Origin of the sequence: Citrobacter sp. RHBSTW-00986 (assembly GCF_013783065.1) — a bacterium.
Lineage (GTDB): Bacteria > Pseudomonadota > Gammaproteobacteria > Enterobacterales > Enterobacteriaceae > Citrobacter > Citrobacter braakii.
In genome coordinates this window covers 4,632,380-4,656,740 of sequence record NZ_CP056200.1, presented here as the reverse complement: position 1 = coordinate 4,656,740, position 24,361 = coordinate 4,632,380, and the positions used below count along the sequence as shown (strand labels likewise).

17 protein-coding genes and 2 pseudogenes are annotated in these 24,361 nt (G+C 53.4%); 11 read left to right on the top strand and 8 right to left on the bottom strand.

Features of this window, described 5'->3' with window-relative positions:
- Positions 1 to 2: 2 nt before the first annotated feature.
- Positions 3 to 1,559, top strand: a complete 1,557-nt coding sequence (locus HV345_RS22375) for a bifunctional UDP-sugar hydrolase/5'-nucleotidase (protein ID WP_019077905.1) — start codon at positions 3 to 5, stop codon at positions 1,557 to 1,559.
- A gap of 37 nt (positions 1,560 to 1,596) precedes the next feature.
- On the opposite strand, the pseudogene HV345_RS22370 reads toward HV345_RS22375, so the two are convergent.
- Positions 1,597 to 1,830 (bottom strand): annotated as a pseudogene (locus HV345_RS22370) (carboxymuconolactone decarboxylase family protein); the annotation flags it as partial.
- On the opposite strand from HV345_RS22370, the pseudogene HV345_RS22365 reads away from it, so the two are divergent.
- From HV345_RS22365 to katG, 3 genes and pseudogenes are all read left to right on the top strand, one after another.
- Positions 1,824 to 2,210: pseudogene (locus HV345_RS22365) on the top strand (LysR family substrate-binding domain-containing protein); the annotation flags it as partial. The pseudogenes HV345_RS22370 and HV345_RS22365 overlap by 7 nt on opposite strands.
- A gap of 157 nt (positions 2,211 to 2,367) precedes the next feature.
- Entirely contained in the window at positions 2,368 to 3,255 is an 888-nt protein-coding gene (gene metF, locus HV345_RS22360) for a methylenetetrahydrofolate reductase (RefSeq protein WP_016155273.1), read from the top strand.
- 168 nt (positions 3,256 to 3,423) lie between these two features.
- On the top strand, positions 3,424 to 5,604 hold the full coding sequence (gene katG, locus HV345_RS22355) for a catalase/peroxidase HPI (protein WP_016155274.1): 2,181 nt from the start codon (positions 3,424 to 3,426) through the stop codon (positions 5,602 to 5,604).
- Between the two features lie 85 nt (positions 5,605 to 5,689).
- Here the strand turns inward: katG and HV345_RS22350 are convergent, their stop codons facing one another.
- The 3 genes from HV345_RS22350 to ptsP are packed head-to-tail and all read right to left on the bottom strand — an operon-like array spanning position 5,690 to position 9,985.
- A complete protein-coding gene (locus HV345_RS22350) occupies positions 5,690 to 6,793 on the bottom strand; it encodes a glycerol dehydrogenase (RefSeq protein WP_016155275.1) in 1,104 nt (367 codons plus the stop codon).
- A 12-nt stretch (positions 6,794 to 6,805) separates the two neighbouring features.
- Positions 6,806 to 7,468, bottom strand: coding sequence for a fructose-6-phosphate aldolase (gene fsa, locus HV345_RS22345; protein ID WP_019077903.1), 663 nt, complete (start codon positions 7,466 to 7,468; stop codon positions 6,806 to 6,808).
- Between the two features lie 15 nt (positions 7,469 to 7,483).
- On the bottom strand, positions 7,484 to 9,985 hold the full coding sequence (ptsP, locus tag HV345_RS22340) for a phosphoenolpyruvate--protein phosphotransferase (RefSeq protein WP_181636710.1): 2,502 nt from the start codon (positions 9,983 to 9,985) through the stop codon (positions 7,484 to 7,486).
- A 308-nt stretch (positions 9,986 to 10,293) separates the two neighbouring features.
- Here ptsP and HV345_RS22335 point away from each other — a divergent pair, with 308 nt between their 5' ends.
- From HV345_RS22335 to HV345_RS22315, 5 genes are all read left to right on the top strand, one after another.
- Positions 10,294 to 11,373 carry a PTS fructose transporter subunit EIIC gene (locus HV345_RS22335; protein ID WP_003825153.1) on the top strand — a complete coding sequence of 360 codons (1,080 nt, stop codon included), beginning with the start codon at positions 10,294 to 10,296 and terminating at the stop codon, positions 11,371 to 11,373.
- A gap of 14 nt (positions 11,374 to 11,387) precedes the next feature.
- Positions 11,388 to 11,708, top strand: a complete 321-nt coding sequence (locus HV345_RS22330; protein WP_016155279.1) for a PTS fructose-like transporter subunit IIB — start codon at positions 11,388 to 11,390, stop codon at positions 11,706 to 11,708.
- A 101-nt stretch (positions 11,709 to 11,809) separates the two neighbouring features.
- Entirely contained in the window at positions 11,810 to 14,107 is a 2,298-nt protein-coding gene (locus HV345_RS22325) for a formate C-acetyltransferase (RefSeq protein ID WP_181598684.1), read from the top strand.
- Positions 14,073 to 14,951, top strand: a complete 879-nt coding sequence (locus tag HV345_RS22320) for a [formate-C-acetyltransferase]-activating enzyme (protein ID WP_016155281.1) — start codon at positions 14,073 to 14,075, stop codon at positions 14,949 to 14,951. The genes HV345_RS22325 and HV345_RS22320 overlap by 35 nt, the downstream gene beginning before the upstream one ends.
- Position 14,952: 1 nt before the next feature.
- Positions 14,953 to 15,309, top strand: a complete 357-nt coding sequence (locus HV345_RS22315; protein ID WP_016155282.1) for a PTS fructose-like transporter subunit IIB — start codon at positions 14,953 to 14,955, stop codon at positions 15,307 to 15,309.
- Here HV345_RS22315 and HV345_RS22310 read toward each other — a convergent pair.
- From HV345_RS22310 to argE, 4 genes are all read right to left on the bottom strand, one after another.
- On the bottom strand, positions 15,296 to 16,156 hold the full coding sequence (locus HV345_RS22310; RefSeq protein WP_181626669.1) for a helix-turn-helix transcriptional regulator: 861 nt from the start codon (positions 16,154 to 16,156) through the stop codon (positions 15,296 to 15,298). The two genes, HV345_RS22315 and HV345_RS22310, sit on opposite strands and share 14 nt — an antisense overlap.
- 86 nt (positions 16,157 to 16,242) lie before the next feature.
- Positions 16,243 to 17,976 (bottom strand): phosphoethanolamine transferase CptA, encoded by a 1,734-nt coding sequence (locus HV345_RS22305; protein WP_131347359.1) that lies wholly within the window; start codon positions 17,974 to 17,976, stop codon positions 16,243 to 16,245.
- Positions 17,977 to 18,185: 209 nt separating this feature from the next.
- On the bottom strand, positions 18,186 to 20,837 hold the full coding sequence (ppc, locus tag HV345_RS22300; RefSeq protein ID WP_016157932.1) for a phosphoenolpyruvate carboxylase: 2,652 nt from the start codon (positions 20,835 to 20,837) through the stop codon (positions 18,186 to 18,188).
- Between the two features lie 343 nt (positions 20,838 to 21,180).
- Entirely contained in the window at positions 21,181 to 22,332 is a 1,152-nt protein-coding gene (gene argE / locus HV345_RS22295; protein WP_019077897.1) for an acetylornithine deacetylase, read from the bottom strand.
- A 155-nt stretch (positions 22,333 to 22,487) separates the two neighbouring features.
- Between argE and argC the strand changes: the two genes are divergently transcribed.
- Entirely contained in the window at positions 22,488 to 23,492 is a 1,005-nt protein-coding gene (gene argC, locus HV345_RS22290; protein ID WP_181636066.1) for an N-acetyl-gamma-glutamyl-phosphate reductase, read from the top strand.
- Positions 23,493 to 23,502: 10 nt separating this feature from the next.
- The gene (argB, locus tag HV345_RS22285) at positions 23,503 to 24,276 is read left to right on the top strand and encodes an acetylglutamate kinase (protein ID WP_016155288.1); all 774 of its coding nucleotides are present in this window, start codon (positions 23,503 to 23,505) and stop codon (positions 24,274 to 24,276) included.
- The last annotated feature ends 85 nt before the right edge of the window (positions 24,277 to 24,361 follow it).

Sequence of the window (24,361 nt, the reverse complement as noted above, 5' to 3'; positions counted from 1 at the left end):
TTATGAAGCTAAAAATGCTTGCTGTCGGTGTTCTGGTATCTTTACCGCTCTGGGCGAGTGCCAAAGATGTCACGATTATTTATACCAACGATCTCCATGCCCATGTCGAACCTTATAAAGTGCCATGGATTGCCAATGGCACACGAGATATTGGCGGTTGGGCCAATATCTCGGCGATGGTGAAGCAGGAGAAAGCGAAAAATAGCGCCACCTGGTTTTTGGATGCTGGCGACTATTTCACCGGGCCATATATCAGCAGCCTGACCAAGGGGAAGGCGATTATCGATATCATGAACACCATGAATTTTGACGCTGTCACCATGGGTAATCATGAATTCGATCACGGTTGGGACAATACGCTGCTGCAGCTGAGCCAGGCAAAGTTTCCGATCGTGCAGGGCAACATCTTTTACCAAAACAGCAGCAAAATGTTCTGGGATAAGCCTTACACCATTATTGAAAAAGATGGCGTAAAGATAGGCGTGATTGGCTTGCACGGCGTGTTTGCTTTTGATGATACGGTTTCCGCTGCGACACGTGTCGGGATCGAGGCGCGGGATGAAGTGAAGTGGTTGCAACGCTATATCGATGAGCTGAAAGGCAAAGTCGATCTCACCGTGGCGCTGATCCATGAAGGCACGCCAGCGCGTCAGTCCAGTCTGGGGGGCACCGATGTACGCCGTGCGCTGGATAAAGACATCCAGACCGCAGGCCAGGTGCAGGGGTTGGACATCCTGATCACCGGTCATGCGCATGTGGGCACGCCGGAGCCGATTAAAGTAGGTAACACCCTGATTCTGTCTACCGACAGCGGCGGCATTGATGTGGGTAAACTGGTGCTGGATTACCAGCAAAAACCGCATCAATTTACCGTGAAGAACTTCGAGCTGAAAACCATTTTTGCTGATGAGTGGCAGCCAGACCCGCAGACGAAACAGGTCATTGATGGCTGGAATAAAAAGCTCGATAAAGTGGTGCAGCAGACGGTTGCCAACGCGCCGGTTGAGCTGACGCGTGCTTACGGTGAATCTTCTTCGCTGGGAAATCTGGCGGCAGATGCGTTGCTGGTTGCGGCGGGTAAAGATACCCAGTTAGCGCTCACTAACTCGGGCGGCATCCGGAATGAAATCCCTGCTGGAGTCATCACCATGGGCGCAGTCATTAGCACCTTCCCGTTCCCGAATGAGCTGGCAACCATGGATCTCACCGGGAAGCAGTTACGTAGCCTGATGGAGCACGGCGCGGGTTTAAGCAACGGTGTATTGCAGGTGTCCAAAGGACTGGAGATGAAGTATGACAGCAGTAAACCGGTTGGTCTGCGGGTTAGCGTATTGACGTTAAACGGCAAACCCATTGAGGATGCCACGGTTTATCACATTGCCACCAATAGCTTCCTGGCTGACGGCGGTGATGGTTTCACGACATTTACTGAAGGTAAAGCGCGTAACACATCCGGCGGTTACTATGTCTCTAATGCGGTCGTGGATTATTTCAAAGCGGGAAATACGCTGACGGATGAGCAACTCAAAGGCATGCGTGTGGAAGATGTGAAACCGTAGTGAGGTCAGGCCAGCAGATATTCCGCTGGCCTTTGTTTTAACCTCTGTGGGAGGCAAACACCTCTTTTGCAGCGAACAGGCCGTTTAGTGCTGCCGGGAATCCCGCATAAACAGCCATCTGCATCATCACTTCAATAATCTCTTCCTGCGTTAAGCCAACGTGCAGCGCGGCGGCGATGTGTACCTTAAGCTGCGGTGCGGCGTTACCCATGGCGGTGAGCGCGGCGACGGTGGCAATTTCTCTACTGCGTAAATCCAGCCCCGGCCTTACCCACGCTCTGGCCCGAGGCGGCTCTGCCTTCGCTCTCGTTAACGTCGCTGAACCACCGACCGCTGTTCTGGTTCAAACGTGAACGTAACCCTGCTTTTTTTGATTACACTCGACACATTTTTCGTCGTGCCGGTTACTCTCCTACCCTTATTGAGGAGCCGATGGAACATGACGTGTTGCTGGCACGGATCACGCAGGGTGACGGTCTGAGCCTGGTTCCGGCCTCCTTTTCCGCTATCCAGCGTCAGGGCGTGATCTTCCTTCCGCTTACTGATACAGAATTGCGGCTTAGCATGGGGTTAGCGACGCTGCCTGAGAACGTAACAAAAGTAGAGTGGCTACAGACGGTCGTGACGCAATCTCTCACCATTTCAAGCTGATGTGAAATTTTTTCACGTTGGCTGAGTATTCCTCACCTTTAACGATGATTTTTGTGTTGACGCCAGCATGCTTTTCCGTCATTTTTACATCTAGACGTCTAAACGTATAGCAGTTCACAACACAACATATAACGACAAAAGATTGATGAGGTAAGGTATGAGCTTTTTTCACGCCAACCAGCGGGAAGCCCTGAATCAGAGCCTGGCAGAAGTGCAGGGTCAGATTAACGTTTCGTTTGAGTTTTTCCCGCCGCGCACCAGTGAAATGGAGCAAACCCTGTGGAACTCCATCGATCGCCTGAGCAGCCTGAAGCCGAAGTTTGTTTCAGTTACTTACGGTGCAAACTCTGGTGAGCGCGACCGTACGCATAGCATTATTAAAGGCATTAAGGATCGCACTGGTCTTGAAGCGGTCCCGCACCTGACATGCATTGATGCGACCCGTGATGAGCTGCGTACCATTGCTCAGGACTACTGGCATAACGGTATTCGTCATATTGTTGCCCTGCGCGGTGATCTGCCGCCGGGAAGCGGTAAACCGGATATGTATGCTTCCGACCTGGTGACTCTGCTGAAAGACGTTGCAGACTTCGATATCTCCGTTGCGGCTTACCCGGAAGTGCACCCGGAAGCCAAAAGCGCTCAGGCCGATTTGCTGAACCTGAAGCGTAAGGTTGATGCCGGTGCAAACCGCGCGATCACCCAGTTTTTCTTCGATGTAGAAAGCTATCTGCGCTTTCGCGATCGCTGTGTGTCTGCGGGAATCGATGTGGAAATTATTCCGGGCATCCTGCCGGTATCTAACTTTAAGCAGGCGAAAAAATTTGCTGACATGACCAACGTCCGCATTCCTGCGTGGATGTCGACCATGTTTGATGGTCTTGATGATGACGCGGAAACCCGCAAGCTGGTAGGCGCGAATATCGCCATGGATATGGTGAAAATTCTCAGTCGCGAAGGGGTGAAGGATTTTCACTTCTATACCCTCAACCGTGCCGAGATGAGCTACGCTATTTGTCACACACTGGGTGTAAGACCTAACTAAACAGATGCCCCAGCCCTCTACGGAGGGCTTTTTGTTGATCATTTTGATCTACATCTCTGTAACTTAAAATATAAAAGGAATTAGCTATCGAATCTGTGGGTTATTTCGACTATATCTTATCTCTGGTGGTGTATATCGTAGTCAGAACACTGTAAAGGGAGCATATAGATGAGCATGTCCGACGATAGCCAAAACGCATCAACTGCCGGTAAGTGTCCTTTTCATCAAGGCGGTCACGATCAGAGCGCGGGAGCAGGAACGAACAACCGCGACTGGTGGCCAAATCAACTCCGCGTTGATCTTTTAAACCAACATTCCAACCGTTCGAACCCGCTGGGTGAGGACTTCGACTACCGCAAAGAGTTTAGTAAACTCGACTATTCTGCCCTGAAAGGGGATCTCAGAGCCCTTCTGTCCGAATCTCAACCGTGGTGGCCCGCTGACTGGGGAACCTATGCCGGATTGTTTATCCGCATGGCATGGCACGGCGCGGGAACCTATCGCTCTATCGATGGACGCGGTGGAGCGGGTCGCGGACAGCAGCGTTTTGCACCACTGAACTCCTGGCCGGACAACGTCAGCCTTGATAAAGCGCGTCGTCTGCTGTGGCCAATCAAGCAGAAATATGGTCAGAAAATTTCCTGGGCCGACCTGTTTATCCTCGCGGGTAACGTGGCGCTGGAAAACTCAGGTTTCCGTACCTTTGGCTTTGGTGCCGGTCGTGAAGATGTCTGGGAACCGGATCTCGACGTAAACTGGGGTGATGAAAAAGCCTGGCTGACTCACCGTCACCCGGAAGAGCTGGCAAAAGCGCCGCTGGGCGCCACCGAAATGGGCCTTATTTATGTGAACCCGGAAGGGCCAGACCATAGCGGCGAACCGCTTTCTGCGGCAGCGGCTATTCGCGCGACCTTCGGTAACATGGGGATGAACGACGAAGAAACCGTGGCGCTGATTGGCGGCGGTCATACGTTGGGCAAAACCCACGGCGCAGCAGCGGCATCGCACGTTGGCGCCGATCCAGAATCCGCACCGATTGAAGCGCAGGGCCTGGGTTGGGCCAGCAGCTACGGTAGTGGCGCGGGCGCGGATGCAATTACTTCTGGTCTGGAAGTGGTGTGGACGCAGACGCCTACCCAATGGAGCAATTATTTCTTCGAGAACCTGTTCAAATATGAGTGGGTGCAGACTCGCAGTCCGGCAGGCGCGATTCAGTTTGAAGCGGTTGACGCGCCAGAAATTATTCCCGATCCGTTTGATCCGTCGAAAAAACGCAAGCCGACGATGCTGGTTACCGACCTGACGCTGCGTTTCGATCCTGAGTTCGAGAAGATCTCTCGCCGTTTCCTGAACGATCCGCAAGCGTTCAACGAAGCGTTTGCCCGTGCGTGGTTTAAACTGACGCACCGCGATATGGGGCCAAAATCGCGTTACATTGGACCGGAAGTGCCAAAAGAAGATCTGATCTGGCAAGACCCGCTGCCGCATGCGTTCTTCAACCCAAGCGAAGAAGATATCCTGAAGCTGAAGGCGACCATCGCTGCTTCCGGACTGTCCGTGGGCGAACTGGTATCGGTAGCGTGGGCTTCGGCATCGACTTTCCGTGGCGGGGATAAACGTGGCGGCGCTAACGGTGCACGTCTGGCGCTGGACCCACAACGCGGCTGGGATGTGAATGCCACCGCGGCACGCGTTCTGCCTGTGCTGGAAGGTATTTATAAGTCTGCCCATACTGCCTCGTTGGCCGATATTATCGTGCTGGCCGGTGTTGTCGGTATCGAGCAGGCGGCTAGCGCTGCGGGTGTCAGCATCAAGGTACCTTTTGCGCCGGGTCGTGTGGATGCGCGTCAGGATCAAACGGATATTGAGATGTTTGAACTGCTTGAGCCGATTGCCGATGGTTTCCGTAACTACCGCGCTCGTCCTGACGTGTCGACCACCGAGTCGCTGCTGATCGACAAAGCGCAGCAGTTGACGCTAACCGCACCGGAAATGACCGTGCTGGTGGGCGGTATGCGCGTACTGGGCACCAACTTTGATGGTAGCCAGCACGGCGTCTTTACCGATCGCCCTGGCGTACTCAGCACTGACTTCTTCGTCAATCTGCTGGATATGCGTCATGAGTGGAAGGCGGTTGATGAGTCACAAGAGCTGTTTGAAGGTCGTGACCGTTCGAGCGGCGAAGTAAAATACACCGCAACTCGCGCCGATCTGGTGTTTGGTTCTAACTCTGTACTGCGCGCAGTGGCTGAAGTTTATGCCTGCAGCGATGCTCACGAGAAGTTCGTGAGAGATTTCGTTGCCGCATGGGTGAAAGTGATGAACCTGGATCGTTTCGATCTGCTGTAACAGACCATGCCGGATGTCGCTTGTGCGGGTCCGGCATAGTATGAACAAAAAAATCCCCGCAATTGCGGGGATTTTTATTGGTCGGTTATTCCCACTCTTGCAGGTAACGTTGACCGTACTGGTCAGCCACCAGCAGGGCGGCATACACCTGGTCCGGCGTTGCGCCGCCAGGCATGTTGTGGATGGTTTCGCCTTCGGCACAGGCAGCTTCAGCCACAATGCGCATTTTCGCCGGAATATCCTGTTTGATGTCCAGTTGCGCCAGGGTAATCGGCAGGCCAACGGAATGACACAGCGCCGCAACGGTTTCAATTTCATCGACCGGTGCGTTTTCCAGTACCAGTTGCGTCAGCGTGCCGAAAGCCACTTTCTCGCCGTGGTAATAGTGATGCGCATCCGGGATTGCCGTCAGACCGTTATGGATGGCGTGCGCCGCCGCCAGACCGCCGCTTTCAAAACCGACGCCGCTCAGATAGGTGTTGGCTTCAATAACGCGCTCCAGCGCAGGCGTTACCACGTGCTGCTCGGCAGCCAGCATCGCTTTTTCACCTTCTTCTATCAGCGTATTAAAGCACAGCTCAGCCAGCGCCAGCGCCGCCTGAGTGCACTGACCGCCCGCCATGGTGGTTGCGCCGCTGCGTGAACAGGCGCGCGCTTCGAACCAGGTCGCCAACGCATCGCCGATGCCCGCGGCTAACAGACGCGCCGGTGCGCCCGCGACAATTTTGGTATCAACAATGACCCTGTCCGGGTTATTGGGCAGCAGCAAATAGCGATCGAATTCACCGGCATCGGTGTAAATAACGGACAGCGCGCTGCACGGTGCATCGGTAGAGGCGATGGTTGGCGCAATGGCGACAGGCACGCCCATAAAGTGCGCCAGCGCTTTGGCGGTATCCAGCGTTTTACCGCCGCCAATACCAAGTACTGCGCCACATTGCGCTTTTTCTGCCACGCCGCGCAGACGGTCGATTTCGTTTTGTGAACACTCGCCGCCAAACGGTGCAATCTCCAGCGCCAGTCCGGCATCCTGGAAGCTTTTTTCCAGTGCGCCCTGGGCAAAGCCTAAGACAAACTTGTCCCCAACGACCAGCCAGCGCTCTGCCAGTGGTTTGAGGTAGTTGCCAAGACGGGTAATAACATCGGCACCCTGGATGTACTTACCAGGTGATTGAATAATGCGATCCATACTTTATTTCCCTCACAGGTTGATGTGACCAAATGTATTGTTCCAGTCATGTTCAAACTTCTCTATTGCTGACTCTACCGCAGGGGTATTGAGCATTTGTTGCGCTACGTCTAATGGCAGGGTGATTGCTTCGCATCCTGCCAGTAAGCAATCCAGCGCCTGACGAGGGGTTTTAAAGCTGGCTGCCAGTACCATGCTGTTGGGTGCATGCAGTTCCAGTAACGTTTGCAGTTCTTGTACCGTGCGAATTCCGTCGCCGCCCTGCGCGTCAATACGGTTAACGTAAGGCGCGATATATTTCGCCCCCGCCAGCGCTGCCAGCAGCCCCTGAGAGGCACTGTACACGGCGGTTCCCAGCGTGGTGATACCCTCTTTTTTCAGCATCTTGATCGCGGCCAGACCTTCGGATGTCACCGGGATTTTTACCACCAGACCGGGGACCGCGTTGCTCAGACGTTTGGCTTCCTCCACCATGCCTTGTGCGTCGCGGCTCATGGTTTGGGCAAACAGAATGCCCTCTTCGCCAATGGCGTTTTGCAGGCGCGGCAGCACATCCCAGATGGATTCTTTGTTTGCTGCCACAATGCTTGGGTTGGTGGTGACACCCGCGATAGGGAAGATGCGTGCCAGACGTTCGACTTCCGCGACGTTGGCGGTATCAAGGTAAAGTTCCATACAAAAACACCCTCTTTAAAGTTCAAGTTCATGTTGCAGCAGGCTGGCGATAGCGTCGGCAGAGGCGGCGTTAACCAGCGAGTTACGGAATTCTTCATGCATAATGCGCCGTGCCAGACGCGAGAAAATACGCATATGCTGGTCGCCAGCGGCGTGTTTGTTGAGCGTCAGCATAATAATGAATTGCGCATCATCATCACCCCAACGTACCGGCGCTTGCAGGCGCGCTACGCTGATAGTGGACTGCTCAATATGTTCTGATTTGCTGTGCGGAATGGCGAAGCTAAAACCTAATCCGGTAGAGAAGACCGCTTCGCGCGCCCACAGATCGGCTTCCAGTTTACGCGGATAGCGGCAACGACCTGCCAGCAGGAGGTTGTCGGTCATCCCTTTGATGACCTCCTCTTTACTACGCCAGTCGCTATCCAGCGTGATGCACTCGGCGGTAACCAGAGGGGTATCCTGTTGGGTCATGCGGAACTGGGCCAGCAGATGTTCGACCTCCAGCGACGTTCGACACGCCATTGCTTGATTCAGCAACTGACGGCAGGCGCGGCTGTCAAGTTGCGCCATCCGCGCTTTGGCGGCGGGAATGGAGGGAGCGCTCATGCTGATCTCGTCCAGACCCAGTCCCACAAGCAGCGGTAGCACTGAACCTTTAGCGCCAAGTTCGCCGCACAGGCCAATCCATTTCCCCTGCCGATGTACCGCCTGTACGGCGTAATCCAGTGCGCGCAAGAAGGCTGGATTCAGGCTGTTGTAATGGCGGGTAACTTTGGCGTTGTCGCGGTCGACCGCCAGCAGGTATTGCGTCAGGTCATTACTGCCAATACTAAAGAAATCAATTTCTTCGCAGCATTGATCGATGATGAACATCACCGACGGAACCTCCAGCATGATACCGAGCGGGATCTTCTCATCAAACGGGATGTGTTCAGTACGCAGTTGCTGTTTAGCTTCGGCCAGCTTCTCTTTGACCCACAGGATCTCTTCCATAGAGGAGATCATTGGGATCATGATTTTCAGGCTACCGTGCGCTGATGCGCGCAGGATCGATCGCAGTTGTGTGGTAAACAAAGCGGCGTATTCTTCATAGATACGCACCGCGCGATAACCGAGGAACGGGTTGGCTTCGGCAGGAATATTCAGGTAATCAACGGGTTTATCACCGCCGATATCCATGGTGCGCACAATGATGCTGCGTCCCTGCGCGGGCTCCAGCGCCTGGCAGAAAATGTTGTATAGCTCGTTCTCATCCGGGGCGCAGGTACGGTCCATATACAGCATTTCCGTGCGGAACAGGCCAACCGCTTCCGCACCGTTGCCAAAGGCTGCTTGCGCTTCCACGGAATGGGCGATGTTGGCGGCGACTTCCATGCGGATGCCATCACCCGTGCGCGCCTCCTGGGTCAGCCAGATACGTTGTTGTTCTCGAATGGCATCCTGGATACGGGCTTCCTGCTGGTAGTAACGTACGACGGATTCATCAGGGGCAACAATGACCGCTCCTGCGTTACCATCGATATAAACCGTTTGCTGCAGCCATGGCATTAAGGATTCAATATCCACGCCAACCAGCGTAGGAATGTTGAATGACCGGGCGAGAATCACCGTGTGTGAAGTGGTACCGCCGCTTTTTAACAGCAAGCCTTTCAGCAATGTTTTGTCCAGTTCGAGGAACTGGCTCGGTGTGAGCTCGTCCGCCATACAGACCGTAGGCTGGGTTAGTTTTCCCGGCGCAGGGAAACGCTGCTCTCCATAAATTTGCTGCAGAAGCTGGAAGCAGACATCGCGCACATCCAGCGCACGTTCCTGTAAATAACTGCTGCTGGAGCGGGCGAATTCATCACAAAAATGTCCGGCACTTTCGACAATCGCCTGGGCGCAGCTTAACCCGCGAGATACTCCAGCGAGCAAGTGCTGACGCAGTGAGAGGTCGCTTGCCAGCGAGCGGTGTGCTTCCAGAATCGCACTGGTTGCGCCGTCGCTGTCGAGTAACCGAAACGCAATATTCTTCATCAGCAGCGTTAAGCCGTTATCCAGTGCCGCCTGCTCGGTTTCAATATCTTTAGCGGACGGGAGATTGTTAAGGGCGTTGAGATCCAGCGAAGAGAGCAGACTCAGAACGCCTCCCGCACTGCCGCTGCAGACGGTGCGAGCGCGAAAAAGCTGTGGGTTTAGATTGGTGAGGGATGCAGGAAGTGGCTCCAGCTCGTTGCTTTTGGCTTCCGCTAGCGGTGCATCGCAGTGTGGAAATTCATTACGTAACCATTGGGTTAAATGCTGGTGGGCTGCCTGTTCATCTGCACCGGAAATCAGCAACTGGCAGCTATCACCTGCCAGAGTATCGGTGCCAATCAGCGCCAATGCGCTCTTGGCGTTACCCCTACGTTCGGTACGCAGGTTGTGCCACTCAATGTGCGAAGTAAAGGTGTTGCACTGCGTTTCTATGTGACTTGCCGGGCGCGCATGTACGCCATTGGGCAGCTCACAGGTAAATTCCACAATCAGGGCCATAGCCTCATCTCCCATAACGATTTCTCGCTACAGGATAAAAGGGCAACGCCTGAGCCTGCCATCTGACAAATCTGCCAAAAACTGGATAAATGTAATGTAACCATCAAAGTGAGATATCCCTCACAAGTCAGCATGTCCTCTATAAATTCCGAGAAACTACAAGTTATGAGGCGGATCGCATTTTTGCGCTGACATTACAAAAGTCCAGCAAATGGCCTTTTTATCCACTGTTTGCGCCGCGTCGGATTGCCTATTGTTTTCCGCAACAAGTTTATGGATATGGGCTTTAGGCAGCCTGGGAGCGACTTATGAAAGAGTTGGTACAAATCCTGAAAAATACCCGTCAGCACCTGATGACGGGTGTTTCGCATATGATCCCCTTCGTAGTCGCGGGTGGAATTTTGCTGGCGGTCTCCGTCATGTTGTATGGCAAGGGCGCGGTACCGGATGCGGCGACCGATCCTAATCTCAAGAAACTGTTTGATATTGGCGTCGCAGGGCTGACGTTGATGGTGCCATTCCTTGCCGCTTACATTGGTTATTCCATTGCTGAACGTTCTGCTCTCGCCCCTTGTGCGATTGGCGCATGGGTGGGAAACAGCTTCGGCGCAGGTTTTTTCGGCGCGCTAATTGCCGGGATTATTGGCGGTATCGTCGTTCATTATCTGAAGAAGATCCCCGTACATAAGGTGTTGCGATCGGTAATGCCTATCTTCGTTATTCCTATTGTCGGCACCTTTATCACCGCAGGCATCATGATGTGGGGCCTGGGAGAACCCGTTGGCGCGTTAACCACTAGCCTGACCGAGTGGCTGCAGGGTATGCAGCAGGGCAGCATCGTGCTGCTGGCGGTAATTATGGGACTGATGTTGGCCTTCGATATGGGTGGGCCGATTAACAAAGTTGCCTACGCCTTCATGCTAATTTGCGTGGCGCAGGGTGTTTATACCGTGGTGGCAATCGCCGCGGTAGGGATCTGCGTGCCGCCGCTGGGCTTAGGTTTGGCGACGCTGATTGGCCGTAAGAATTTCTCTTCTGAAGAACGTGAAGCCGGTAAAGCCGCGCTGGTGATGGGCTGCGTTGGCGTAACGGAAGGCGCAATTCCTTTTGCTGCCGCCGATCCGCTACGCGTTATCCCATCCATTATGGTGGGTTCCGCCTGCGGCACGGTAACCGCCGCGCTGTTTGGTGCGCAGTGTTATGCCGGCTGGGGCGGGCTGATTGTTCTGCCGGTCGTGGAAGGAAAATTGGGTTATATCGCGGCGGTTGCCGTGGGAGCTGTAGTGACCGCAGTGTGCGTTAACGTACTGAAAAGTCTGGCGCGGAAAAAAGTGTCTCAGGTCGACCAGAAAGAAGACGACCTGGATTTAGATTTTGAAATGAATTAAGCGAGGAATGAGTCATGACCAAGATTATCGCAGTAACTGCATGTCCTTCTGGCGTTGCCCACACCTATATGGCCGCCGAAGCGCTGGAAAGCGCCGCTAAAGCCAAGGGGTGGGAAGTAAAGGTTGAGACTCAGGGGTCGATCGGTCTGGAAAACGAACTGACCGCGGCGGATGTGGCAGAAGCCGACATGGTGATTCTGACCAAAGACATTGGTATTAAGTTTGAAGAGCGTTTTGCGGGCAAAACTATCGTTCGTGTCAACATCAGCGATGCAGTGAAACGTGCCGACGCCATCATGAACAAGATTGGCGCACACCTTGCGCAAACCGCATAACGGTTTGTTTGCCGGAGGGGGGGCGACTTATCCGGCCTACTGATACGTAGGCCAGATAAGCACAGCGCCATCTGGCATCAGTTTTTCTACAGGAGTTCCTCATGACTAACCGTATCCAACGTTTAAAAAACGCTCTGTTTCAGAATAACCGCGAAATTTCGCTTGAGCGTGCGCTGCTATATACCACCAGCCACCAGCAGACGGAGGGAGAGCCGGTTATTCTGCGGCGGGCGAAAGCCACCGCATATATTCTTGAGCACGTTGAAATATCGATTCGTGATGAGGAACTGATAGCCGGGAACCGTACCGTTAAACCGCGGGCGGGCATAATGTCGCCGGAAATGGATCCTTACTGGCTGCTCAACGAGCTGGAGCAGTTTCCAACCCGTCCGCAGGACCGTTTTGACATCAGCGAAGAGGATAAACATCTCTATCGCGATGTGCTGTATCCGTACTGGGAAAAGCGGTCGATGAAAGATTTCATCAACGGTCAGATGACCGATGAGGTAAAAGCCGCTGTCCGTACGCAGATTTTTAGCGTTAACCAGACGGATAAAGGTCAGGGGCATATCATTATTGATTATCCACGCCTGTTGAATCTCGGGCTTGGCGAACTGGTAGCGCAGATGCGGGCGCATTGTCTGCAGCAGCCGGATAACCACTTTTATCAGGCTGCTCTGTTGCTGCTTGAGGCTTCGCAAAGCCACATTCTGCGTTACGCCCTGCTGGCAGAACAAATGGCGGAAAACTGCCCGGATGCACAGCGATGTCAGGAATTGCTGACGATTGCGGAAAACTCCCGGCATAACGCCCAGCATAAACCGCAAACCTTCTGGCAAGCATGTCAGCTGTTCTGGTACATGAACATTATTTTGCAATATGAGTCCAACGCCAGTTCGCTCTCACTCGGACGCTTCGACCAGTATATGCTGCCGTTTTATCAAACCTCGCTGACGCAGGGGGAAGATCCTGCATTCTTAAAAGAAATCCTCGAATCGCTATGGGTGAAATGCAATGACATTGTACTGCTGCGATCCACCAGCAGCGCGCGCTATTTCGCTGGCTTTCCAACGGGTTACACCGCACTGCTTGGGGGATTGACGGAGAATGGTCGTAGTGCGGTAAACGTACTGTCGTTTCTCTGCCTTGATGCTTATCAGAGCGTACAACTGCCGCAACCAAATCTCGGTGTGCGCACGAACGCGTTGATCGATACGCCGTTCCTGATGAAAACGGCACAGACCATTCGCCTCGGGACCGGCATCCCGCAAATCTTTAATGATGAAGTGGTGGTGCCCGCATTTCTTAACCGTGGCGTCTCGCTGGAAGATGCGCGAGATTACGCGGTAGTCGGCTGTGTCGAGCTGTCTATTCCAGGCAGAACATACGGTTTGCACGACATCGCCATGTTTAATCTGCTGAAAGTAATGGAAATCTGCCTGCATGAGAACGAAGGCAATCGCGCGCTGACGTACGAAGACCTGTTGAAGCATATTCGTGCCAAAATCAGCCACTACATTACGTTGATGGTCGAAGGCAGTAATATCTGCGATATCGGTCATCGCGACTGGGCGCCGGTGCCGCTGCTCTCCTCGTTTATTAGCGATTGCCTGGATAAAGGGTGTGATATTACCGACGGCGGCGCGCGTTATAACTTCTCCGGCGTACAGGGAATCGGCATTGCGAACCTGAGCGATTCGCTGCATGCGCTCAATGGACTGGTATTTGAACAACAGCGCTTAACTTTTGACGAACTTTTGTCGGTGCTAAAAGACAACTTTGCTACCGCGGAAGGCGAGAAAATTCGCGCCAGGCTGATTAACCGCTTCGAAAAATACGGCAACGATATTGATGATGTAGATAACATCAGCGCCGAACTGCTGCGTCATTACTGCAAAGAGGTAGAGAAATACCAGAATCCACGCGGCGGGCAATTTACGCCGGGTTCATATACTGTCTCTGCGCACGTGCCGCTGGGTTCGGTCGTCGGAGCGACACCGGATGGTCGCTTCGCCGGGGAACAGTTGGCGGACGGAGGGCTGTCGCCGATGCTGGGGCAGGATATGCAAGGGCCGACGGCGGTATTGAAATCGGTCAGCAAGCTGGATAACACGTTGCTTTCCAATGGGACTTTGCTGAACGTGAAGTTTACGCCAGCCACACTGGAAGGTGAGGCTGGTTTACGCAAGCTGGCGGATTTTCTGCGGGCATTTACCCAGCTCAAGCTCCAGCACATCCAGTTTAACGTGGTGAATGCCGACACATTGCGAGAAGCGCAGCTGCGCCCACAAGATTTCGCCGGGCTGGTGGTGCGCGTGGCGGGTTACAGCGCCTTCTTTGTCGAGCTGTCGAAGGAGATCCAGGATGACATCATTCGCCGCACCGCGCATCAGCTGTGAGGTTATTGACCCACGTGGCGAGGATGTCGCGCGTATATTTAATATTCAGCGTTACTCACTGAATGATGGACAAGGTATTCGTACGGTAGTCTTTTTTAAAGGTTGTCCGCATACTTGCCCGTGGTGCGCCAACCCTGAATCTCTCTCCCCACGTATTGAAACAGTACGGCGGGAGAGTAAATGCCTGCACTGTACACCCTGTCTACGTGATGCTGATGAGTGTCCCTCCGGTGCGTTTGAACGTATTGGTCGTGATATCTCACTGGATGAGCTGGAACGTGAAGTGATGAAAGATGATATTTTCTTTCGCACCTCTGGCGGGGGAGTGACGCTTTCGGGTGGTGAAGTGCTGATGCAAGCGCCCTTTGCCGTACGATTCCTGCAACGTCTGCGGCGCTGGGATGTTCGCTGCGCGATTGAAACGGCTGGCGATGCGCCAGCCAGTCGTTTGTTATCGCTGGCAAGAGAGTGCGATGAGGTGCTGTTTGACCTCAAAATTATGGATGTCCATTTGGCGCGTGAGACCATTAATATGAACCTGCCGCGCGTGCTGGCGAATTTACGACTAATGGTCGCTGAAGGAATTAATGTCATACCTCGCCTGCCGCTGATTCCGGGCTTTACGATGAATGTAGAGAACACGCAGCAGGCGTTGACGCTGTTGTCATCATTGGGCATAAAGCAGGTGCACCTGCTACCGTTTCATCAATATGGCGAACCGAAATACAACCTGCTCGGATTACCCTGGTCGATGAAAGAAGTGCCCGTCCCGTCGGCACAAGAGATAGGTTTTATACGTAAGATGGCAGAATGCGCCGGATTTCAGGTAACAGTAGGAGGATAGTATGGCCATCGCACCTGTACGATATCTGGTTGCTGTCACCGCGTGCGTAAGCGGCGTGGCCCATACTTATATGGCCGCTGAACGGCTGGAGAAACTCTGCCAGCAGGAGAAATGGAGCATCAAGATTGAAACTCAGGGCGCGTTGGGTACCGAAAATCGCCTGACGGAAGAGGATATTAACCGTGCTGATGCGGTGTTGCTCATTACCGATATTGAACTGGCAGGAGCAGAGCGATTTACGCAGAGCCGATACGTCCAGTCGGGCATTAGCGCATTTCTGCGTGAGCCGCAGCGGGTGATGAGCGCCGTGCGAAAGCTGCTTTCTGCACCACAGCACACACATCTTACTTTGGATTAGCTTTTATCTCCGTCAGTTGGCTGTGGTATTGCCGACGATATTCTGACGGCGAACGTTCGGTATTTTTGCGAAACAGGCGGCAGAAATAGTTGCTGTCAACAAACCCACAGGTGTGCGCCACTTCTTTGATCTTCAGCTCATAACCCTTCAGTAGCGTTTTCGCGTGTTCCAGTCGCGTGTGATTCAGGTATTCGTTAAACCCGATAGCGCCCGTTTTTTGAAACAGGTGGGAGAGGTAATTGGGTGAGATGTAAAACGCTTGCGCGACGGATTCTCGGGTGAGCGGCGAAGCGTAGCGTTCATCAATATAGTCGCGAATGGCTTCGAAAAGCGCCTGACTGCGTGATGCGGTCTGGATCTGGCTGCCCAGCAGATCGCGGCAGTGGCTCAGTAAGCTCGCAACGATTAGCCTTGCGGTTTGTTGCTCCTGCGGTTGCATCTGCATTTCATTGAGCGTTTGCAGCAGGAAAGAGCCAATTCGTGGCCCACGCCGCGCGACGTGCTGGCGGGTAAGATTTTGATACTGCTTGCCGTCCCACTGGACGATGCTGAAACCCAGTTGCTGTTTGCCGAACAGAATGCTGAGCGTGGTGACCGGTGTGAGCCACTGCGGAAAGTTCCAGCTGCCAGCCGGAACGAATAGCACATCGTAAGGCAGTAACGTCGCGGATGCGCCAGTAACTCCGTTATCGGTGAACTCACCTTCCAGCACAATTTCCAGCCGGGGAAAATCGACCTGATACGCCAGCTCCGGCGTTGAGCTACTGGTGCTGGCAAAATAAACCTGGCGCAGCGGCGTGGGGCCGTTAATCAGGCGGGAGAGAAGATGGCTGACGTCGTGATACATGTTAATCCCTTGCAGGCAGCAGACAGGGGAAACAGTAACCGTCATCATAAAAAAAGGCCACTCTTTAAGAGTGGCCGATACGAGTATTACTGATTACCGATTTGATCGCCGTACGGCAGGCTATCGTAATCAATCAGGGCATTCTTTTTGTACGGATTGCCAATCCAGCGGGTCGTCTCTTTGAACTGCGGGCTGGTAATGGATCGGGTCGGATCGAAACCGTCGTAGGTGAATCCCGCTAAATCAGACCAGGTGTGGATAAGCTCTGAGCTGCTGTATTTACGATTCACATCCTGTGAGAAGTCACGCGGGTGTGCAGCCTGCCATTTTTCAGAGGTCCACAGCAGGAACGGTACCGTATACATATGGCGCGTCGGGTTGTCTTCATTACGACCCTGCGTTTTATGCGGTGGCGTATCGTATACCTCCTCCCCGTGATCGGAGAAGTAGAGCAGGAAGCCGTTCGGATCTGTCGCTTTATAGTCTTTGATCAGACTGGCAATGATATGGTCATTGTAGACATTCGCGCTGTCGTAATCGTTGTATGCTTCCAGCTCATCATCATCCAGGCCGGGGGGAACATGGTCGACATTGTTATCGAATTTACCCTGACCATCCGGATAGCGGAATTTGTACTTAATATGCGTACCCAGCAGGTGCACGATGATGAACTTTTTCGGTGCCGGGTCGGCCAGTACTTCTTTAAATGGCGCCAGCACATTGCTGTCATATTCGCGCGCACTTTGCGTACGCTGCTGATTCATATAGAACTGCTTATCCGTCTGCTTAGAGAACACGGTCAGCATGGTGTTGCGAGCCGTCATCGTCTGCTGATTGGTGATCCAGAAGGTTTTATAACCTGCCTGTTTCATCATATTCATCAGAGACGGTTGAGTCAGGTACAGGTCCGGATTCTTCTCGTTGGCGAAGGTCAGCGCCTGTTGCAGGATTTCAATGGTGTACGGACGTGAGGTCACGACATTATTGAATACGGTGAAGTTAGGATCGGATTTATGCAATGCATCCAGTTCTGGCGTCGTTTCGCGCGGGTAACCATACAGGCTCATGCGACCACGCTGCGTTGACTCGCCAATGACCAGCACCAGCGTACGTGGAGCATCGCCGGAGTTATCTTTGAAGTTAGCCAGCGGCGGCAGGGCATTGTTCTCATTCAGCAGGCTATTGAGTGAGGTCAACTGCTGACGGTACTGATAATACCCGGAGATGAATTGCCACGGTGCGGCGGGCTCCATACGTGAGGCGAGACCATTTAACGTTTTTTCAAACGGCTTGTGTTTGATGAAAGTGTTAACGGCTATCGGATGCAGAATCAAACCGTATAACAACGCAAACGACACCAGATAGCGCCAGGGCGATGGAATATGAACAGGGCGCAGACGCGTCCACAGCAGAATAGCGATAGCCGTATAGGCCAGGGCGATAAGAACAATTTTTAGGCTGAAATACTGGCTGAGATATTCGCTGGCTTCGTTCGCATTGGTTTCAAACATCACGTACAGAACGCTTTGCGAGAACTCTTGTCCGTAGATGACGTAATAGCTCAGAGCAGCCAGCGAGGCCGCCCATAGCACCATGCCAATGACGGCAGCAATAATACGGATACGGTTTGGAAATAAAAATACCGGGATTAACCACAGCGAACTGAATAGCAAGGAGTCGCGTAATCCATTAGTTCCGCTATATCCGGTTAAACAAATAACGACCTGGAGTAAAGTGGAAAAAAACCAAAAATAGAGGAGCGCCCAACCCAGGGCTTTCCAGCTAAATTTAGGTTTAGACTGGAGTTGTAAGGATTGCATAATGTGAGCCTGTCTTTAATCGTAGCGCCAAGAGTAGCGACTTAATATTAAGAGGAACTTAAGCATCACGATCTTAGGATCGTGTTTTGCTGTTGATATATTCACAATATGAATATATTCAGGCGGGAATATATTGAAAAAGAAGCGGTTATGACAGCAGTTTTTGTTGTCGCCTTCGTACAATAGCACGAAGGCGACGAGGGGGGACGTTAGCCTGTATTACGCATGCCGGCTGCGACACCAGCGATTGTCACCATCAGCGCTTGTTCAACGCGCGGATCCGGTGCATTGCCTTGCTCTTCCGCCAGGCGTGAGCGGTGTAACAGCTCAGCCTGTAAGACATTCAGCGGGTCAGTATAAATATTTCTTAACTGAATGGACTCGGCAATCCACGGCAGGTCGGCCATCAAATGTGAGTCGTTGGCAATCGCCAACACGACATCGATATCGGCTTCCAGGCGCTGACGCAGCTCTTCACCCAGCGGCCACAGCTCTTTTTTGACCAGGCGCTGATCGTAGTATTCTGCCAGCCACAGGTCTGCTTTGGCGAAAACCATTTCCAGCATGCCAAGACGTGTGGAGAAGAATGGCCAGTCGCGGCACATTGCTTCGAGTTCGCTTTGCTTACCGTCTTCAACCACTTTTTGCAGTGCGGTGCCTGCACCCAGCCACGCCGGGAGCATCAGGCGGTTCTGCGTCCAGGCAAAAATCCACGGAATGGCGCGCAGAGACTCTACCCCGCCGGTTGGGCGACGTTTTGCCGGGCGTGAACCGAGCGGTAATTTACCCAGTTCCTGCTCTGGCGTTGCGGAGCGGAAGTAAGGGACGAAGTCTTTGTTTTCACGCACATATCCACGATAGAGCTCACAAGAAATATCAGAAAGCTCATCCATGATATGACGCCAGTTATCTTTCGGCTCTGGCGGCGGTAACAGGTTGGCTTCCAGAATTGCTGCGGTATACAGCGACAGGCTGCTGATGGTCACTTCCGGCAGGCCGTACTTAAAGCGGATCATCTCCCCTTGTTCTGTCACGCGCAGACCGCCTTTCAGGCTGCCTGGTGGTTGAGAGAGCAACGCCGCATGAGCAGGCGCGCCACCGCGACCAATGGAGCCACCGCGACCATGGAACAGCGTCAGTTCGATACCGGCTTTTTCGCAGGTTTTGATCAACGCGTCCTGCGCCTGATATTGCGCCCAGGAGGCCGCCATCACGCCTGCATCTTTTGCGGAGTCAGAGTAGCCAATCATGACCATCTGTTTGCCCTGAATAAAGCCACGGTACCAGTCAATGTTCAGGAGCTGAGACATGACGTCATCGGCGTTGTTGAGGTCGTCCAGCGTTTCAAACAACGGGGCAACCGGCATAGCAAAACCGATACCGGCTTCTTTCAGTAGCAGATGTACGGCCAGTACATCCGATGGCGTTTTCGCCATTGAGATAACATAGGCGGCAATGGAGCCATATGGGGCTTCGGCAATGACCCGGCAGGTGTCGAGCACTTCGCGGGTGTCGTTGCTCGGCTCCCAGTTACGTGGGAGCAGCGGACGCTTGGAGTTCAGCTCGCGGATCAGGAAAGCCTGTTTATCCGCTTCCGACCAGTTTTCGTAGTCGCCAATGCCCAGATAACGGGTCAGTTCGCCAAGGGCTTCAGTGTGACGGGTGCTTTCCTGACGAATATCAATACGTACCAGCGGTACGCCGAAACATTTCACGCGGCGTAGGGTGTCGAGCAATTCGCCATTGGCGATAATGCCCATGCCACAGGCCTGCAGAGACTGATAGCACGCATATAGCGGGTCCCAGAGCTGTTCATTTTGGGTGAGAAGTCCCGCAGGTTTCGGCAATTTCTCGCCTTTCAGACGGGCTTCCAGCCAGGCCTGGGTTGCCATCAGACGTGAACGCAGGGTTTTCATCAGATAACGGTAAGGTTCTGCTGCGCCTTCTTCGCCCACCAGTGCCAACAGTTCCGGTGTGGCATCCACCATCGACAGCTCAGAAATCAGAAACTGAATGTCTTTCAGGAATAGATCGGTCGCTTTCCAGCGGCTGAGTAGCAGCACGTGACGGGTGATATCCGCCGTTACGTTCGGGTTGCCATCGCGGTCGCCGCCCATCCAGGAGGTAAAGCGAACCGGGACAAAATCAACGGGCAGCTTATAGCCCAGATGCTCTTCCAGTTGTTCGTTCAGCTCGCGCAGATAATTTGGTACGCCTTCCCACAGGCTATTTTCAACCACCGCGAAGCCCCATTTGGCTTCATCAACCGGGCTTGGGCGCAGCTTGCGGATTTCATCCGTATGCCAGGACTGGGCAATCAACTGGCGCAGACGGCGCATCAGCTGATGGCGCTCGTAATCGACGAGGTCTTTGTTATCAAGTTGCTTGAGACAGGCGTTCACTTCACCCATTTTATGGATCAGCGTACGGCGAGTGATCTCGGTCGGGTGGGCAGTGAGAACCAGCTCCAGGGAGAGAGATTCGACGGCTTTTTTGATGGTGGCTTCATCGAGGTTGGGCTGCTCTTTCAGTTTACGCAGAGTGCGAGCAATCACTTCCGGGTTGCTGGCTGCTTCGCCTTTTGGCGAAATGCTGTGGTACTGCTCGGCGGTGTTGGCCAGGTTCAGAAACTGGCTAAACGCGCGGGCAACCGGCAGCAGCTCGTCGTTAGACAGGTTTTGCAGCGTAGTGAGCAGCTCCTGGCGATTGACTTCATTGCCGGCGCGGGATGATTTGGACAACTTACGGATTGTTTCTACGCGGTCAAGAATGTTCTCTCCCAGCGCATCCTTGATGGTCTCCCCCAGCACTTTGCCGAGCATACTGACATTACTACGCAACGCGGAATATTGTTCGTTCATATTAACCCAGACACCCCATCTTTAATTTATGCGCCCTGTATCTTTCGCGCGACATCGGCGTTGGCTGCGCTTGCCCATCTGGTCACTTACTTATGTAAGCTCCTGGTATGAGCTCGCTTGCCGCCTTGCTGTGACACGAAATCTCTCGGACTTTGTATGTTAGCCGTCTTTTATAAAGCCACGTAAAAGTCGTGACGTCAATTGCTGCGAAATCGGTTCAGCAAACGAAAAAATGACGGGAATTTACGTTATTTAATTCACATCGAATCAAATAAGCTTTGCTTATGGAAATGTTAATAAATTACCTCGCTTACCACTAAAGGGTTAGCGAGGCGATAAGCGGTTAATGCCAGCAGAAATGATGCACAACCTGGGTGATCAATTCGCGGGTTGGCTTAATAAAACGAGTTTCCAGATACTCATCCGGCTGATGCGCCTGATTAATGGAGCCAGGCCCTAACACCAGCGTCGGGCAAAGCGTCTGGATAAACGGCGCTTCGGTGCAGTAGTTCACCACTTCTGTCTGTGCGCCCAGCAGTTTCTCAACCACTTGTACCAGTTGATGATCCGGTGGGCACTCATAGCCTGGAATTGGCGGATGCAGCTCCGACACCGTCAGGCGGCCCGGCCAGCGCTCGCTGACCGGGGTCAGCGCGTCGTTAAGTAAGCCATTGAGATCGTTAAGCGTCATGCCGGGCAGTGGGCGAATATCCATATGCAGCTCGCAGCAGGCGCAGATTCGGTTGGCGGCGTCGCCGCCGTGGATGTGACCCAAATTTAATGTCGGATACGGGACGGTAAAAGCATCATGGTGATAGCGCTCTTTCAGGTCATCGCGCAGATTCATGATATGGCCGATGGCATCATGCATCAGTTCAATGGCATTCACGCCACGAGCCGGATCGCTCGAGTGACCCGATTGTCCCAAAATGCGAATCGCATTAGAGATATGACCTTTGTGCGCGCGGACCGGTTGTAGAGAAGTGGGTTCGCCAATGATCGCGCAGTCCGGGCGTAAAGCGGTGGTTTCAGAGAAATAACGCGCTCCCGCCATGCTGGTCTCTTCATCGGCAGTGGCCAGAATGTACAGGGGCTTTTTCAGTTGAGTGACGTCGACGTCACGCAGCGCGTCGAGGATAAAGGCGAAGAAGCCTTTCATATCTGCCGTACCCAAACCGTAGAGCTTATTGTCATGCTCGGTCAGGGTGAACGGATCGCGCGTCCAGCGTCCGTCGTCAAAGGGGACGGTATCGGTATGGCCCGCCAACAACAGACCACCGGCTCCCTGTCCAATGCTTGCCAGCATATTGAATTTATTGCGCGTGTCGGGAACCGGCTGGACCTCCACATTAAAGCCTAAATCTTTGAACCAGCCCGCCAGCAGAGTGATTAAACCTGCATTACTTTGGTCGAGCGCTTCTTCGGTGGCGCTAATCGACGGCATGGCAATCAGAGCGCGGTATATCTCGATAAATGGCGGTAAATTGTTTTTCATTGTTGACACACCTCGGGTCATGATAGTATCAATATTCATGCAGTATTTATGAATAAAAATACATTAACGTTGAGCGTAATAAAACCCACCAAGTGTAAGGTGAGGTAATAAAGGCTTATATCTGGCAACAGAATCTAAGAAGGTGAGCAGCCCCGATGTTGAATACGCTGATTGTGGGCGCCAGTGGCTATGCCGGCGCAGAGCTTGTGACCTATGTAAATCGCCATCCTGATATGACCATAACCGCTTTGACCGTCTCAGCGCAAAGCAATGATGCAGGAAAATTAATCTCCGATTTGCATCCGCAGTTGAAAGGCATTGTCGATTTACCGTTACAGCCAATGTCAGATATCAGCGAGTTTAGCGCAGGGGTGGACGTTGTGTTCCTCGCAACGGCACATGAGGTGAGCCATGACCTGGCCCCGCAGTTTTTGCAGGCCGGATGCGTGGTGTTTGACCTCTCGGGCGCGTTTCGCGTAAACGACGGCGCGTTCTATGAAAAATATTACGGCTTTACCCATCAGCATCCCGACCTGCTGGAGCAGGCGATTTATGGACTGGCGGAGTGGAGCGCAGACCAACTGAAAGACGCGAATCTGATTGCCGTGCCGGGTTGCTACCCGACGGCGGCACAGCTGTCGCTGAAACCACTGATTGATGCCGGGCTGCTGGATCTCAGCCAGTGGCCGGTAATTAACGCCACCAGCGGCGTGAGCGGCGCGGGACGTAAGGCGGCTATTTCCAACAGCTTTTGTGAGGTGAGCCTGCAGCCGTATGGCGTGTTTACCCATCGCCATCAGCCGGAAATCGCTACTCACCTTGGTGCGGAGGTGATCTTCACCCCGCATCTGGGCAACTTCCCGCGCGGAATTCTGGAAACCATCACCTGCCGTTTGCAAGCGGGCGTAACCCATGCGCAAGTGGCTCAAACGTTGCAACAGGCGTATGGCGATAAGCCACTGGTGCGTCTGTATGACAAAGGCGTTCCGGCGCTGAAGAACGTGGTTGGCTTACCGTTCTGTGATATCGGGTTTGCCGTACAGGGTGAGCACCTGATCGTGGTGGCAACTGAAGACAACTTATTGAAAGGCGCGGCGGCACAGGCGATGCAGTGCGCAAATATTCGTTTTGGCTTTGCTGAAACGCAGTCTCTTATTTAAGGGTGCAACGATGAATCCATTAATTATCAAGCTGGGCGGCGTTTTACTGGATAGCGAAGAGGCGCTGGAGCGTCTGTTTACCGCACTGGTGAATTATCGTGAGTCGCATCAGCGACCGCTGGTCATTGTGCACGGTGGCGGCTGCGTGGTTGACGATCTGATGAAGCAGCTGAACCTGCCGGTGAAAAAGAAAAATGGTCTGCGCGTCACGCCAGCCGATCAAATTGACATTATTACCGGTGCCCTGGCGGGAACAGCGAATAAAACCTTACTGGCCTGGGCGAAAAAGCACCACATCGCATCCGTGGGTCTGTATCTTGGTGATGGCGATAGCGTAAAAGTGACGCCGCTCGATAAAGCGCTGGGTCATGTTGGACTGGCGCAGCCGGGTTCGCCTAAGCTGATTAACACACTGCTGGAAGGCGGTTTTCTGCCGGTAGTTAGCTCCATTGGTGTTACTGAAGACGGACTGCTGATGAACGTTAATGCCGATCAGGCGGCAACGGCGCTGGCGGCAACGTTGGGTGCGGATCTGATCCTGCTCTCTGACGTAAGCGGTATTCTGGATGGTAAAGGCCAGCGTATTGCCGAAATGACCGCCGCGAAAGCGGAACAACTGATTGAACAAGGTATTATTACTGACGGCATGATCGTGAAGGTCAATGCGGCGCTGGATGCCGCGCGCACGCTGGGTCGCCCTGTGGATATTGCCTCTTGGCGTCATGCCGAGCAACTGCCGGCGCTGTTTAACGGCATGCCAATTGGCACGCGGATTTTAGCGTAAACTATTTTGTACCCGATGGCGGTTATGCCTTATCGGGCCTACGTGAACCGAACCTGTACGCCGGATAAGCTAAGCGCCATCCGGC

Coding starts and splice junctions, on each gene's coding strand:
- HV345_RS22335 (WP_003825153.1), top strand. CDS start 10,294: ATGAAAGAGTTGGTACAAATCCTGAAAAATACCCGTCAGCACCTGATG.
- argB (WP_016155288.1), top strand. CDS start 23,503: ATGAATCCATTAATTATCAAGCTGGGCGGCGTTTTACTGGATAGCGAA.
- HV345_RS22350 (WP_016155275.1), bottom strand. CDS start 6,793: ATGGATCGCATTATTCAATCACCTGGTAAGTACATCCAGGGTGCCGAT.
- HV345_RS22310 (WP_181626669.1), bottom strand. CDS start 16,156: ATGTATCACGACGTCAGCCATCTTCTCTCCCGCCTGATTAACGGCCCC.
- ptsP (WP_181636710.1), bottom strand. CDS start 9,985: ATGGCCCTGATTGTGGAATTTACCTGTGAGCTGCCCAATGGCGTACAT.
- HV345_RS22315 (WP_016155282.1), top strand. CDS start 14,953: ATGGCCATCGCACCTGTACGATATCTGGTTGCTGTCACCGCGTGCGTA.
- argE (WP_019077897.1), bottom strand. CDS start 22,332: ATGAAAAACAATTTACCGCCATTTATCGAGATATACCGCGCTCTGATT.
- HV345_RS22375 (WP_019077905.1), top strand. CDS start 3: ATGAAGCTAAAAATGCTTGCTGTCGGTGTTCTGGTATCTTTACCGCTC.
- metF (WP_016155273.1), top strand. CDS start 2,368: ATGAGCTTTTTTCACGCCAACCAGCGGGAAGCCCTGAATCAGAGCCTG.
- ppc (WP_016157932.1), bottom strand. CDS start 20,837: ATGAACGAACAATATTCCGCGTTGCGTAGTAATGTCAGTATGCTCGGC.
- argC (WP_181636066.1), top strand. CDS start 22,488: ATGTTGAATACGCTGATTGTGGGCGCCAGTGGCTATGCCGGCGCAGAG.
- HV345_RS22330 (WP_016155279.1), top strand. CDS start 11,388: ATGACCAAGATTATCGCAGTAACTGCATGTCCTTCTGGCGTTGCCCAC.
- fsa (WP_019077903.1), bottom strand. CDS start 7,468: ATGGAACTTTACCTTGATACCGCCAACGTCGCGGAAGTCGAACGTCTG.
- HV345_RS22320 (WP_016155281.1), top strand. CDS start 14,073: ATGACATCATTCGCCGCACCGCGCATCAGCTGTGAGGTTATTGACCCA.
- HV345_RS22325 (WP_181598684.1), top strand. CDS start 11,810: ATGACTAACCGTATCCAACGTTTAAAAAACGCTCTGTTTCAGAATAAC.
- katG (WP_016155274.1), top strand. CDS start 3,424: ATGAGCATGTCCGACGATAGCCAAAACGCATCAACTGCCGGTAAGTGT.
- HV345_RS22305 (WP_131347359.1), bottom strand. CDS start 17,976: ATGCAATCCTTACAACTCCAGTCTAAACCTAAATTTAGCTGGAAAGCC.